This is a genomic window from Salinicola peritrichatus (genome assembly GCF_003206715.1).
In the GTDB taxonomy this organism is placed as follows: domain Bacteria; phylum Pseudomonadota; class Gammaproteobacteria; order Pseudomonadales; family Halomonadaceae; genus Salinicola; species Salinicola peritrichatus.
This window is the reverse complement of sequence record NZ_PZJU01000006.1, coordinates 165,113-178,194: the sequence shown is the minus strand read 5'-3', so window position 1 is coordinate 178,194 and position 13,082 is coordinate 165,113. Positions and strand designations below refer to the sequence as shown.

12 protein-coding genes and 1 pseudogene are annotated in these 13,082 nt (G+C 57.4%); 9 read left to right on the top strand and 4 right to left on the bottom strand.

The features are described 5' to 3' along the window. Positions 1-17: 17 nt before the first annotated feature. The 3 genes from yidD to DOM57_RS02820 are packed head-to-tail and all read right to left on the bottom strand — an operon-like array spanning position 18 to position 1,224. Positions 18-293 carry a membrane protein insertion efficiency factor YidD gene (gene yidD, locus DOM57_RS02830; RefSeq protein ID WP_110647716.1) on the bottom strand — a complete coding sequence of 92 codons (276 nt, stop codon included), beginning with the start codon at positions 291-293 and terminating at the stop codon, positions 18-20. 8 nt (positions 294-301) lie between these two features. Next, entirely contained in the window at positions 302-745 is a 444-nt protein-coding gene (gene hisI, locus DOM57_RS02825) for a phosphoribosyl-AMP cyclohydrolase (RefSeq protein WP_110647715.1), read from the bottom strand. A 35-nt stretch (positions 746-780) separates the two neighbouring features. Then, on the bottom strand, positions 781-1,224 hold the full coding sequence (locus tag DOM57_RS02820) for a transcriptional repressor (RefSeq protein ID WP_110647714.1): 444 nt from the start codon (positions 1,222-1,224) through the stop codon (positions 781-783). 507 nt (positions 1,225-1,731) lie between these two features. Between DOM57_RS02820 and cyoA the strand changes: the two genes are divergently transcribed. The 8 genes and pseudogenes from cyoA to DOM57_RS02785 all read left to right on the top strand — a co-directional run bounded on the left by cyoA (position 1,732) and on the right by DOM57_RS02785 (position 8,224). After that, on the top strand, positions 1,732-2,700 hold the full coding sequence (cyoA, locus tag DOM57_RS02815) for a ubiquinol oxidase subunit II (RefSeq protein WP_420820211.1): 969 nt from the start codon (positions 1,732-1,734) through the stop codon (positions 2,698-2,700). A 4-nt stretch (positions 2,701-2,704) separates the two neighbouring features. Beyond that, complete coding sequence (gene cyoB / locus DOM57_RS02810; RefSeq protein ID WP_110647712.1) at positions 2,705-4,687, top strand: cytochrome o ubiquinol oxidase subunit I; 1,983 nt, start codon at positions 2,705-2,707, stop codon at positions 4,685-4,687. A gap of 2 nt (positions 4,688-4,689) precedes the next feature. After that, a complete protein-coding gene (gene cyoC, locus DOM57_RS02805) occupies positions 4,690-5,307 on the top strand; it encodes a cytochrome o ubiquinol oxidase subunit III (protein ID WP_071231185.1) in 618 nt (205 codons plus the stop codon). 1 nt (position 5,308) lies between these two features. Continuing rightward, on the top strand, positions 5,309-5,638 hold the full coding sequence (cyoD, locus tag DOM57_RS02800; RefSeq protein WP_071231184.1) for a cytochrome o ubiquinol oxidase subunit IV: 330 nt from the start codon (positions 5,309-5,311) through the stop codon (positions 5,636-5,638). A 7-nt stretch (positions 5,639-5,645) separates the two neighbouring features. Next, complete coding sequence (gene cyoE, locus DOM57_RS02795; protein WP_110647711.1) at positions 5,646-6,539, top strand: heme o synthase; 894 nt, start codon at positions 5,646-5,648, stop codon at positions 6,537-6,539. An 81-nt stretch (positions 6,540-6,620) separates the two neighbouring features. Further along, positions 6,621-6,767, top strand: a pseudogene (locus tag DOM57_RS22185) (IS3 family transposase); the annotation flags it as partial. A 76-nt stretch (positions 6,768-6,843) separates the two neighbouring features. Further along, positions 6,844-7,005, top strand: coding sequence for a metal-sensing transcriptional repressor (locus DOM57_RS02790; protein WP_239496096.1), 162 nt, complete (start codon positions 6,844-6,846; stop codon positions 7,003-7,005). 313 nt (positions 7,006-7,318) lie between these two features. Beyond that, entirely contained in the window at positions 7,319-8,224 is a 906-nt protein-coding gene (locus tag DOM57_RS02785) for a cation diffusion facilitator family transporter (protein ID WP_071231182.1), read from the top strand. Between the two features lie 521 nt (positions 8,225-8,745). Here DOM57_RS02785 and DOM57_RS02775 read toward each other — a convergent pair. Further along, a complete protein-coding gene (locus DOM57_RS02775; RefSeq protein WP_239496095.1) occupies positions 8,746-11,328 on the bottom strand; it encodes a heavy metal translocating P-type ATPase in 2,583 nt (860 codons plus the stop codon). Between the two features lie 277 nt (positions 11,329-11,605). On the opposite strand from DOM57_RS02775, the gene lnt reads away from it, so the two are divergent. After that, positions 11,606-13,066, top strand: coding sequence for an apolipoprotein N-acyltransferase (lnt, locus tag DOM57_RS02770; RefSeq protein ID WP_071230019.1), 1,461 nt, complete (start codon positions 11,606-11,608; stop codon positions 13,064-13,066). The last annotated feature ends 16 nt before the right edge of the window (positions 13,067-13,082 follow it).

Sequence of the window (13,082 nt, the reverse complement as noted above, 5' to 3'; positions counted from 1 at the left end):
TTCACGCCAACGATGCTTCAATCCTGCCTGCGCCGAGGTTTTCGACAACGGCAGCTTGCGTGCGGCGATTCAGGAACGGGATCGACACCGCCCGGATGCCAGGGGTGACATTTGAGAATCCGGCACGCGGCCAACCAGGCACCACGCCAGGGTCCGTGCAGCCGGATCGCTTCGAGCGCATAGCTGGAGCAGGTTGGCCAAAAACGGCAGCGCGGGCCGAGCAGGGGGCTGATGCCGTATCGGTAAAGCTGGATCAGTCCGGTAAACAGCCAAGTGGCTATCCTGGCAAGCATGGTCGGTCTCAGCGCTTCCCGCCATAGAGCGTATCCGGAGAAATCAGCGGTTCGCTGTCGATTTCTCCCAGCGTCGACGTCAGTCGGAGATAGAAACAGTGGCGACGACCGGTATGGCATGCCGGACCGGACTGATCGACCTTCAGCAAGAGCGTATCGCCATCACAGTCGAAGCGGGCTTCGATCAGATGTTGCTGCTGCCCGGAGGTTTCACCTTTGCGCCAGAAGGTCTGGCGTGAGCGCGACCAATAGCACACGCGGCCGGTGGCGAGTGTTTCCTGCAGTGCCTCTCGGTTCATCCAAGCCATCATCAGCACTTCGCCGCTGTCGTGCTGTTGCGCGATGGCGGGAAGCAGGCCGTCGTCGTTCCACTTGGCGGCGGCCAGAAGATCGTCGAGGGCGACCTTTGAGCCTGCCGGCGAGCGTTCGAGATCGTGAAAAAGATGGGACATGGCATTTTCCGCAAACGGCAATCGAAACAGGAGATTCAGGATTGCTCTAGACAGGCGTCGCAGGCGCCCAAGAGTTCGATGGTCTGGCGCTGTATCGTGAATCCGCGTTCACGTGCTGTGCGCGACAGCAGCTCCTCGACGGCTTCCAGGTGCAGTTCTTCGACGCGACCGCAGTGGCGGCAGATCAGCAACTGGAACCGGTGGACATGCTCGGGACACGGACAGGCAATATAAGCATTGAGCGACTCGATGCGATGAACCAGTCCTTGCTCGATCAGGAAGTCCAGCGCCCGATAGACCGTGGGCGGTCTGGCTGCGGCATGCTCGTCGGAGAGTCTATCGAGCAGATCGTACGCCTTGAGCCCACCAGGCGTGCTGGAAATCATCTCCAACACACGCCGGCGAATGGGTGTGAAGCGAACGCCACGTTCCTGACATTGCTGGTCTGCCTGTTTGAGCAGGGCATCCGAATCGAGCATCGAAATTCCTGAAACCGATGGGGGACCAATTATTCTACGCACTTGCTCGGATCAGGGCCACCAAACAGAACCGGGCTGGCATGACATGGTCAGGAACGATCTTGAAATCGCATATTTAACATAATATATATTATGCGCAACAATGAATCTCTATGCTTGGGAGCGTTTTCGCTCATCCCCGTGGATATCTCGCATGGTATGTCCTGTAGATGACTCTCAAAGGCAGTTTCGCCGTTTGACCGACGTCCCGGTATCGGAACTCGCGTTATGCCGCAGCCAAGCTAGGATGAATAACGCTGGTGCATCGTGACCGCGCGACACGCTGCGACAAATCGCCACATAGATGGTGTCTTTCCCTTCGTTAGCCTGCTTGGAAGCGTTTTTTTCGGTACAATGCCGCCCGCGAAAACCCTACTTCGTTGGCGACGTCCGGCGCCCGTCACGCAATTGGCGTCGTATCAGAGTTGTCAGCCCTGGCGAGCGGCGTATGATGCAGGCCGCTGGCCGATGTTGCAGGGCCGAAAAGCTTTCCTCCACTGGGGTCGTGAGATGAGAAAAAGGAACTCCCTCAAGTATTTGAGTGTGATGACGTGGCTGACCGTGCCATTGTTGTTGAGCGGCTGTGGTTCAGCGCTGATGGATCCGTCCGGCCAGATCGGCCAGGGTCTGAAGTCACTGATCATTACAGCCTTTGGCTTGATGCTGATCGTGGTTATTCCGGTCATCGTGATGACCATCCTGTTCGCCTGGAAATACCGCGAAACCAATCTCGCGGCCAAGTACACGCCGAACTGGGAACACTCGAACATCATCGAAGTCTTCGTATGGGCGATCCCCTGCGTCATCATTCTCTTCCTGGCCATTCTGACCTGGCAGACGTCGCACTCCTACGACCCGCACAAGCCGATCGCCAGCGAAGATGAAACCCTGACCATCGATGCGATCGCGCTTGACTGGAAATGGCTGTTCATCTATCCCGATCAGGGCATCGCGGCAGTCAATGAATTGGCCATGCCAGTCGATACGCCGGTTCATTTCCGCGTCACCTCCGGCACCGTCATGAACTCGTTCATGATCCCCAACCTGGGTAGCCAGATTTATGCCATGGCCGGCATGAACAACGACGTCTACCTCGAGGGTAACGAAATCGGCACCTTCCGTGGTCGTTCGACCCACTACAGCGGCGCAGGTTTCTCCGAGATGCTGTTCGACGCCCATGTCACTTCGGACGCCGACTTCCAGGCCTGGGTCGACAAGGTCAAACAGTCACCCAAGACCATGACGTTCCCGGATGACTACAACGATCTGGCCGAACCTTCGATCGCCAATCCCGTTGAATACTTCTCGCAGGTATCGCCCGATTTCTACGGCGACCTGATTAGAAGCTACAAAGCTGGCCAAGGTTCAGACAGCCATGGCGAGCATAATGAATCACAGGAGCCTTCCATGCCCATGAGTGCGCAGGCAGCGGAGTAACGTCATGTTCGGAAAACTCAGTTTAGATTCGATTCCCTATCATGAGCCGATCATCATGGTTACGGCGGCGGTCATCGGGATCGTCGGTGCCCTGATCGTCGGGCTCATTACCTACTATCGCAAATGGGGCTACCTGTGGAGCGAGTGGATCACGTCGATTGACCACAAGAAAATCGGCGTCATGTACTTCCTGGTGGCATTGGTCATGCTGATTCGCGGCTTCGCCGATGCGATCATGATGCGAACGCAGCAAGCCATTGCTGCCGGTGGCGCCGAGGGCTATCTGCCTCCCGAACACTACGATCAGATCTTCACCGCCCACGGTGTCATCATGATCTTCTTCGTCGCCATGCCCATGGTCATCGGTTTGATGAATCTGGTCGTGCCGCTGCAGATCGGCGCTCGCGACGTGGCCTTCCCGTTCATGAACAACCTGAGTTTCTGGCTGTTCGCGGTGGGCGTGATTCTGGTGAACATGTCTCTGGTTATCGGCGAGTTCGCCAAGACCGGCTGGCTGGCCTACGCGCCGCTATCGGAGTTGAAATACAGTCCAGGCGTTGGGGTCGACTATTGGATCTGGGCATTGCAGATATCGGGGATCGGGACCACGCTGACGGGGATCAACTTCTTCGTCACCATCCTGAAAATGCGCACCAAGGGCATGTCCCTGTTTCGCATGCCGATCTTCACCTGGACGGCGCTCTGCACCAACGTGCTGATCATTTTGTCGTTCCCGATCCTGACCGTGACCATTGCCCTGCTGACTCTGGATCGCTATCTGGGCATGCACTTCTTCACCAATGATATGGGCGGCAGCCAGATGATGTACGTCAACCTCATCTGGGCCTGGGGCCACCCGGAAGTCTACATCTTGATCTTGCCGGCGTTCGGTGTCTTCTCCGAGGTCATCGCGACCTTTACCAAGAAGCGTCTGTTCGGCTACAAGACCATGGTCTGGGCCACCGTCGTGATCGCATTTTTGTCGTTCACCGTCTGGCTGCACCACTTCTTCACCATGGGCGCGGGTGCTGATGTAAATTCCTTCTTTGGCATTGCAACGATGATCATCGCCATACCCACGGGCGTGAAGATCTTCAACTGGCTGTTCACCATGTATCGCGGGCGCATCCAGTTCACGACGCCGGTACTCTGGACGATCGGTTTCATCATCACCTTTACCCTGGGCGGTATGACCGGTGTCATGCTGGCCGTGCCGGGGGCGAACTTTGTGCTACACAACACGCTCTTCGTCATCGCTCACTTCCATAACGTCATCATCGGCGGCGTGGTGTTCGGGATGATGGCCGGCTTCACGTACTGGTTCCCGAAAGCCTTCGGCTTCACGCTGAGTGAAAAATGGGGCAAGCGCTCCTTCTGGTGCTGGCTGATCGGCTTCTACGTCGCGTTCATGCCGCTGTATGCGCTGAGCTTCTTCGGTGCCATGCGCCGGATGCAGTCCTACGAACAGACCGAGTGGCAGCCGCTGATGATCGTGGCCTGGTTTGGCGCCGTGATCATCGCCTGCGGCATTGCCTGCATCGTGATCCAGCTTGTCGTCAGTATTCGCGATCGCGAGAAGAACCGTGATCTGACAGGCGATCCGTGGGATGGGCGTACGCTGGAGTGGTCTACCTCCTCTCCGCCCCCGAACTACAACTTCGCTTACCTGCCAGATGTCGCGTCCATCGATAGCTACTGGGAGATGAAGCAGCAGCCGGGTGGCTTCAAGCGCGAGCTGGCGACCAAGTTCGAGGACATTCACATGCCCAGGAACACGGCGGAAGGCCCGATCCTGTCGCTGTTTGCCTTGTTGTTCGGCTTTGCGTTGATCTGGCACATCTGGTGGCTGGCGGGTCTGGGGGCCATCGGCATGTTCGTGACGTTCATGTTCCGTATCTTCAATAACGATACCGACTACCACGTCAGCGCCGCGGAGGTCGAAAAGACCGAACGTGAATACCACAAACGGTTGGAGATACAGGCTTAATCATGGCAACCGACACAATCAAGCAACATGACGCTCATGCCCACGACGGGCATGAGCACCACGACGCAGGCGCAATGAAGATCTTCGGGTTCTGGATCTACCTGATGAGCGATCTGGTGATCTTCGGGACGCTGTTCGCCACTTTTGGGGTGCTGGCCAACGCCACTGCGGGTGGTCCGACCTCGCAGGAGATCTTCGAGCTACCTTTCGTGCTGGTCGAAACCTTTCTGCTGTTGATCAGTAGTTTCACCTTCGGTCTGGCGGTCTTGGCGCAGAATGCTGGCGACCGCGGCGCCGTCCTCAAGTGGTTGGCGGTAACGTTCCTGCTGGGCTTTGGCTTCGTCGCGATGGAGGTGTACGAATTCCATAACCTCATCGCCGAAGGCTACGGTCCGGACCGTAGCGCCTTCCTGTCAGCCTTCTTCACCCTGGTGGGGACCCATGGTCTGCACGTGACCTTTGGCCTGATCTGGATCGCGATCATGTTCTTCCAGATATCCAAACGCGGGCTGGACAGTGTGACCAAACCCCGAATGCTGTGCCTGAGCCTGTTCTGGCATTTCCTGGACATTGTCTGGATCTGCGTCTTCTCCTTCGTCTACCTGATAGGAGCGATGTGACATGAACGATAGTCACACTTCTCACGATGGCACCAGCCACGGTAGCCATAAATCTTATACTGTTGGATTGATTCTATCGATTGCGCTAACGCTGGCGGCTTTTGGCGTAGTCATGCTGGGGAAATTCAGTATCCTGGCAACTGCCATTACGGTGATTGTCACGGCGGTAGTTCAGGTCCTGGTGCAGTTAATTCTTTTCATGCATCTCGAATTTAGAACTCAGCAGGGTCGTGAATCTGGTGGATTTTTTGTATTTACGGCGGTGATCATAGGACTGATTGTCGGGGGATCACTATGGATCATGCACCACCTCCGTCTGAATTTGATGTGATAGCCAAGTGACATACAAGGCTTACAGTTCGTTGACCAAGCCCGGTATTATCTTCGGCAATCTCGTCACAGTCATCGGCGGCTATTTCCTGGCCGCCGGTGGCCGTTTCGAACCGTGGTTATTTCTGGCAGTGGTACTGGGCACCTCGTTGGTCGTCGCGTCCGGCTGTGTTTTCAATAACATTATCGATCGCGATATCGACGGCCATATGGCACGCACTCAGTCTCGAGCCATGGTGACCGGCGAGATTTCGATTCCGATCGCCCTGCTGTTCGGGTGCTTGCTGGGTATCGTCGGTTTTGGCCTGCTGGCGTGGATGACGACGCCGTTGGCTACCGGATTCGCGGCATTTGGTTTCGCTATCTACGTTGGCGCTTATAGTCTCTATCTCAAGCGTCACTCGGTCTACAGCACGCTGATCGGAAGTTTATCCGGCGCATCGCCACCGGTGATCGGATACTGTGCGGTGACGGGCACGTTCGATCTGGGTGCCCTGCTATTGCTGATCATTTTCAGCATGTGGCAGATGCCGCACTCCTATGCGATTGCCATCTTTCGCTTCGACGACTACGCCTCGGCATCGATACCCGTTCTACCGGTGAAGCACGGCATCGCGGTGGCCAAGCGACATATCGTGATCTACACGGTGCTGTTCGTGATCGCCTCGGTCATGCTATCGGTTGCCGGCTATACCGGATGGGCCTACGCCATCGTTGCCGTTGCCGTGGGCGGTTACTGGCTCAGTATTACGCTCAGAGGCTTCCGAACCACCAATGATCAAGCCTGGGCTCGCAAGGTCTTCGGTATCTCGATCGTGGTGGTAACTGCATTGAGTGTCATGATGTCACTGGATAGCCGAATGCCGATAGCCGAATCGCTGCTGTCGCTTGCATCAGGATGATCGGATCGAGATTGACGGATTGACCTTCCCCCTGGTTTAAGTCCGCCCACAATGTGAGAAGCCGCCGCTCCAAGCGGGGCCAATTTGTCCATGGAGCGGTTATTTCGAAGCTACAAGAGCGAATGGATGTCCGCGACCGGTTACTTATCGGTGCGTTAGGCTTTACGGGATATCGGCTTCTACCTGATGCTGCGCTACAACCAGCAGCGCCCCTACATGCATGCATGACGTTCCTTGTGCCTCTTCGTTATTTCACGATGGCCATTTCGTGTGATGGCTATCGATCACAAAAGCGTGCCGATGAGTGCTGCAACAGATCGCCGCGATTCGCGGGGCGGTGAATGGGTTGATGGCCGCCGTCATGGAGGGGCACCTGACTGATCACGTCGTCAGGGAGCCCGAACTGGCGCAGCGGCAACAAGACTTGGACGCGGTACTACAGGTCATTAAGTCCTACCTCAAGTAAGGCAGATAAAAGCCTGGCACACGGAAGACTCAAAATGAATGAGAGTAAAAAAGCAAGACCACCACCACCCGCTCGAAGAAAAGGCTCAAAGGCACTGGCGCCGGTACGACGATCACCAGCGACTAGGATGACTTCTGCTACGGGACGACAGCCGTGGCGAGCCACGGCTTCCTTTGTGAATATATCCAATCGTAATGTGGCAGGTGCAAACTGCCTTTCATTAGCGCGGAAAAACATATCGACCCAATGGCCTGATAGAGAGTGAGAGCGGCTCGCGGGGAATCTCGATGGCCAATATACGAAGGAGGCATCAATGTCAGACCACAATCATAGCCATAGTGGCGGCAAGACCTTGTTGTTTGCACTGGTCTTCACTACAGGTTTTGCAGCTGTCGAAGTATTCGGCGGCCTGATAGCTGATTCGCTTGCCCTGTTATCGGACGCAGGCCACATGCTTACCGATTCATTGTCGTTAGGGATTGGTGCCTTCGCCGCTTGGCTGGCCAAGAAGCCGGCATCGCGTCAGCATTCCTTTGGACTCAAGCGCGCCGAAATTCTCGGAGCCCTGTTTAACGTGCTGTTTATGTTCGGAGTGATTGTATTTATCGCCTATGAAGCGATCCGCCGCATGGCAGACACCCCCGCTGTTGCCGGTGGCATGGTTTTGGCGATCGGCGGGCTCGGTTTGCTGGTGAATATCGCAGTGGCTTGGGCGCTGATGCGTGGAGAGCAGACTATAAACGTTCGCGGAGCGCTCCTGCACGTAATGGGAGACTTGCTGGGCTCGGTCGCTGCGCTGGTTGCCGGGGCGGTCATTTATCTGGGCGGGCCGCCCATTGCGGACCCGATCCTGTCTCTTTTCGTCAGCCTATTGATTCTGGTATCCGCCGTTCGACTACTGCGTGAGGTGACGCAAGTGTTGATGGAAGGCGTGCCAGAAGGAATCGATGCACATGAAGTCGGCTGCGCCCTTGTCCGGGTCGACGGCGTTTTTGCTATCCATGACATGCATATCTGGAGCCTATCATCAAACAGTCAAGCTCTAGCGGCGCATATTGATGTGGAAGCGATGGGACGATGGGAAGAGATACTGCCGCAGTTGCAAACGATATTGCGGGGGCGCTTCGGTATTGAGCACACCACCTTACAACCCGAGGATGCCGCTATCCGTCACGTTTGTGATGCCGATCCTGATTGCGGGGCTGGTGATGTGAATTAGGAGACCACAGGCAGCAGAGCCCCGTCTAGGCTGCATGTAACAGCGTCAATAAAGAATAGCAAGCCCCCTAGGGGGCTTGCCTGCTTCTGAACCGCTCCTGCCGTCGTGCGGACACCTTTCGGTTGACGAGACCAGCGGCATATCCACGCCAAGATCGGGGGTGTGGAGATGTCATGGGCTCTATGCCTGGCTGGAAGTGTTTATGAATCCATTCTCGCTACGATGACCATGTGACTCTCGGCGTTCTGCCAATAGGACAGCATGAACCGTGCTGCTTTCATTGAGGCGTTTCTCTTGCTGACCAAGTTGCGACAATGCGGACGCTTCCATACCCACGCCGTCGTCCTCAATGTCAATAATCCGTTATTTCTGTGTATGCGACATGCCACGCGTCCGCGAGACCTCCGCAACCAGCCCGCCACCGAAGTTTCCCAACGCGGGAAGCAATGCCAGGCCGAACACCATCCAAATGCTATCCATGATCACCTTCCCTGGTCGATGTCTAGCTCTAGCACTCGCCTTCAAGCACTCGCCGGCGAAGCGGCCTGGCCCGAGCTTTCCGGCGGCACATTGACGGAGGCTCCACCGCCGCGTGTCGGGCCCTGTCGATTCTCGAACCGTAACAGACGCAGCGCATTCAGCGTCACTAGTACGGTGGCGCCGGTATCAGCCATGATAGCCACCCACAACCCGGTCAGACCAAACATGGTCGTCAACAGGAATACCGCCTTCAGGCCCAGCGCGATGGTGATGTTCTGGCGAATATTGTTCATGGTGGCGCGAGCCAGACGAATCATAGTCGCTATGTCGGTCACGCGATTACGCAGCAAGGCGCCATCGGCCGTTTCCAGGGCGACATCGGTGCCCGAGCCCATGGCCACGCCGACGTCGGCGGTGGCGAGTGCAGGCGCGTCGTTGATCCCGTCGCCCACCATGATCACCCGGTCCTTGGCGACCATTCCCTTGATTGCCGTGACCTTGTCGTCAGGCAGCAAGCCTGCCTGGAACTCGATGCCCAGCGGATCGGCAATCGCTTTCGCGGTACGGGGGTTGTCACCGGTCAGCATCACCGAGCGGATGCCCAGTGCCTGGAGATCCTTGATGCCGTCGATGGCGTCCGTGCGCGGCTCGTCACGCATGGCAATCAGTCCGACGATCGCGCCGTCCCTAAACACCACGACGGCCGTCTTGCCCTGCTCCTCCAGCGCAGCGATCCGCGTCTTCAGAGCCTCTGTCAGTACGCCCTGGTCTTCAGCGTAGCGTGGCGAACCGACATAGCTACGATGACCGTCCACGCTTGCCTCGACACCATGGCCGGCGATGACGCGTGCGTCCGACCCTTGAGAAAACGCGATATGACGCGATTCGGCATGATTCAACACCGCCTCGGCGAGCGGGTGGCTGGAGCCGGCCTCGACACTGGCGGCTAAGGCAACGACATCAGCCTCATCGTGGTCATCGGCAGCCGCTTGCACGTCGGTAACGACTGGTTTCCCGGCGGTCAGGGTGCCGGTCTTGTCGAAGGTCACGAGGCTAGCCTTGGCGGTGGACTCGATCACCGCGCCCCCCTTCAACAATAGCCCGCGGCGTGCCCCGGTAGACAGCGACGAGGCGATCGAAGCCGGTACCGAAATTACCAGCGCACACGGGCAGCCAATCAACAGCAGCGCCAGGGCTCGATAAGTCCATTCACCCCAAGCGCCGCCGAAAAGTAGCGGAGGAATGATCGCAACGAGTAGCGCGGTACCGACCACAGCGGGCATATAGACACGGCTGAAGCGATCAATGAAACGCTCGGTGGGCGCACGGGCTTCCTGTGCTTCTTCCACCAAGCGGATGATCCGCGCGATAGCATTGTCTTCGGGCGCCTTGGTGACGCGAATACGCAGCACGGCATCATTATTGATGGACCCGGCGAAGACCGACTCGTCGAGGGTCTTGCTCTTGGGCACCGATTCACCGGTCACCGGCGATTCATCGATAGAAGACGTTCCTTCAACGATCTGCCCATCGGCAGGAATCCGGTCGCCGGGTCGCGCGACGACGATCTGACCAATCTTCAGATTCGCGGCATTGACCTTGCGAGTCGCCCTCTGTGCGTCTTCGACCAGCGCGCTCTTGGGCACTAGATCACCCAGCGCGCGAATACTCGAGCGGGCACGATCCGCGGCCACCCCTTCAAGCACTTCGCCGACGGCGAACAGGAAGACCACCAGCGCCGCCTCCTCGGCGGCACCGATGATCAGCGCGCCACCGGCAGCGATGGTCATCAGCATTTCTATCGTGAATGGCATGCCCGCTCGTGCAGCGGAAAAAGCACGTTTCGCTACGGGAACCAGCCCGACCAGACACGCCAGGATGAAGCCCCAATAAGCCAGAGACTCCGAGGCCACCAGGCGCACCGCCACGGCGGCCAGCAGGACAGCCCCGGTCATGACCACCAGCCGGCCCTTGCCATGCAGAAACCAGCGTTTCGGTGAGGCCGACACTGCCTCGGCGACGCCTTCGTCAGCTGTGGAGCTGGCGCCATTGGAGCCATTACCGGTTATGGCGGTGCGCGGCGTTACACTGTAACCGAGCCGCTTGATCGATTTCTCGACGCTGTCCGGCGAGGTTTGCTGTTCGTCGAGCTTCAGCGTGAGCGTCTCGTTCATGACCGACACTTTGACGTCGGAGACTCCCGGCAGGTTCTCTACACCGCCACGAATTTTCGCCGCGCAACTGGCACAGTCCATGCCGCCGACCTTCCAACTGAGCGTGCCCTCGGTATCGGCCTCTTCGGCTGTCGCCATCGTCACGTCGCGGTCATGGTCATGGTCATAGTCATGTCCGTGACAGTGGTCGTGGTCGTGAGCCTGGCTACCGTCACAGCCGCCGTGTGAATGGCTCTCGTCCGGATCACTATCCTGTCCAGCGGCAGCGGGCTTGAACTGGACGCCATAGCCAAGCCGCTTGACGGTCTTCTCGACTTGCTCCATCGAGGTTTGTCGCGTGTCCAGCCCAAGCCTCAGCGTCTCCTTCATCACCGAAACCTGAACGTCGGAAACGCCTTTCAGGCGTTCCACCGCACCACGGATCTTGCCGGCGCAGCTTGGACAGTCCATGCCTTGAACGGTCCACTGGTATGGGTTATCGGATACTTCGGGATTTGTAGCTGGCATGAAAAGTTACCTCGTTCAATTTCTGTGTTTAAACTCTAAACCTTCTAGTGGCTATAGAGTCAAGCCGCATCGTCTTACTGGTAGTGAAGCATGCGAGGCGGGTAGAAAACGACTTGCGAACGACTGCGACGGCCAATAGAAGCATGACTTTTGAGAATGGCCATAATGTTTTTCCGAGGCGTTTTTGATAAAAGTGGCCCGTCACGTTAAGGAGCAACCCATGCGATTTTCCTGTCGCCCCTGGATGGGATGCGTGTTAGCGGTCTTCGCAGGGGCTCTAACGACGCTAACCTTCTCTCCCTTCGAGCTTTGGTGGCTGGGGCCGGTCGCCGTCGGCCTCATTTACTCAGGCCTGGATGACCTGACACCGGGTCAGGCAGCCCTGCGAGGCTGGTGTTATGGCATCGCGCTGTTCGCCACGGGAACCTCATGGGTCTACGTGTCGATCCATGAGTACGGTTACACGGGGGTGCCGCTATCGGTTTTCCTTACAGCCCTGTTTGCCGCCACCTTGGCGCTTTTCTATGCCATTCCCTTCTGGTTCTATCGGCGCTTTACTGGCTCGCGTCTAGCCTTTCTCTCCTTCGCCGGCGCGTGGGTGTTGATTGAAGTGCTACGGACATACCTTTTCACCGGTTTCCCTTGGCTATTGCTGGGGAGCGCGCACGTCGATTCTCCTTTAGCACCATTGGCCCCGGTTGGCGGGGTGCTGCTGTTGACATTGGTTACCGCCCTGACGGGCACGCTGGGGGTGGAGTTCCTGCGTCGACGCTGGTGGGCAGGGGGCACGATCGCCGCTCTATGGCTGTTCCCCTTGATGCTTCCTACTCAGTGGACCATACCCAGCAAGGAGCCCGTACAAGTGAGCCTGTTACAGGGCAATCTACCCCAGCTAAGCAAATGGACAAACGAGGGGCAGCGTAACGCAGTCAGCACCTATGCCCGATTGACCCGCAACATTGCTGAAGACATAGATCTGGTTATCTGGCCGGAAACGGCGATTCCTATGTATCAGCGTCAAGCCGAGCCGCTGTTGGAGCGGGTTAAGGCTACTTTGCCATCAGGAGCCGAACTACTCACCGGTATCGTGCAGCGCGACGACTCGGGCCGCTATTACAATGCCGTAGTCGGTGCCGGCGAGGTTACGGATGTGTACCGCAAGTCGCATCTGGTACCGTTCGGTGAATACATCCCGATGGAAAAACAGCTACGTGGCATTATCGCTTTCTTTGATCTGCCGATGTCAGACTTCACGGCAGGCAATTCCGAACAAGGCCCGATCCGAGCCGCTGGACTGCGCATCGGCACGGCGATCTGTTACGAAATTATTTTCCCGGACTTAGTGGCACAACGCGCCGATAACGCTGAGGTGTTGCTCACGGTGTCCAACGACACCTGGTTCGGTGACTCCATCGGGCCGCTTCAGCATCTGCAAATGGCCCGGCTACGCGCCCTTGAAAATGGTCGCTATGTTATGCGGGCAACGAACAATGGGGTGACGGCCATCATCGACCCGCAAGGTCGCATTATCGATCGCGCGACTCAATTCAGGATGACCACCCTCAACGGAGAAATCCGGGCCATGCGGGGAGAAACGCCATTCACACGCACCGGAAGCTGGCCAACCTGGCTATTGTCAGCAGCGCTGGTTATATCCGGGGTACGCAGGCGAAATAGCTAAAAGACACCGTTATCGA

What these genes read in the sequence shown, in the direction of transcription:
- yidD (WP_110647716.1), bottom strand. Translation starts at nt 293, where the DNA reads ATGCTTGCCAGGATAGCCACTTGGCTGTTTACCGGACTGATCCAGCTT.
- cyoC (WP_071231185.1), top strand. Translation starts at nt 4,690, where the DNA reads ATGGCAACCGACACAATCAAGCAACATGACGCTCATGCCCACGACGGG.
- cyoB (WP_110647712.1), top strand. Translation starts at nt 2,705, where the DNA reads ATGTTCGGAAAACTCAGTTTAGATTCGATTCCCTATCATGAGCCGATC.
- cyoD (WP_071231184.1), top strand. Translation starts at nt 5,309, where the DNA reads ATGAACGATAGTCACACTTCTCACGATGGCACCAGCCACGGTAGCCAT.
- cyoA (WP_420820211.1), top strand. Translation starts at nt 1,732, where the DNA reads ATGTTGCAGGGCCGAAAAGCTTTCCTCCACTGGGGTCGTGAGATGAGA.
- DOM57_RS02775 (WP_239496095.1), bottom strand. Translation starts at nt 11,328, where the DNA reads ATGGACTGTCCAAGCTGCGCCGGCAAGATCCGTGGTGCGGTGGAACGC.
- lnt (WP_071230019.1), top strand. Translation starts at nt 11,606, where the DNA reads ATGCGATTTTCCTGTCGCCCCTGGATGGGATGCGTGTTAGCGGTCTTC.
- DOM57_RS02785 (WP_071231182.1), top strand. Translation starts at nt 7,319, where the DNA reads ATGTCAGACCACAATCATAGCCATAGTGGCGGCAAGACCTTGTTGTTT.
- hisI (WP_110647715.1), bottom strand. Translation starts at nt 745, where the DNA reads ATGTCCCATCTTTTTCACGATCTCGAACGCTCGCCGGCAGGCTCAAAG.
- DOM57_RS02820 (WP_110647714.1), bottom strand. Translation starts at nt 1,224, where the DNA reads ATGCTCGATTCGGATGCCCTGCTCAAACAGGCAGACCAGCAATGTCAG.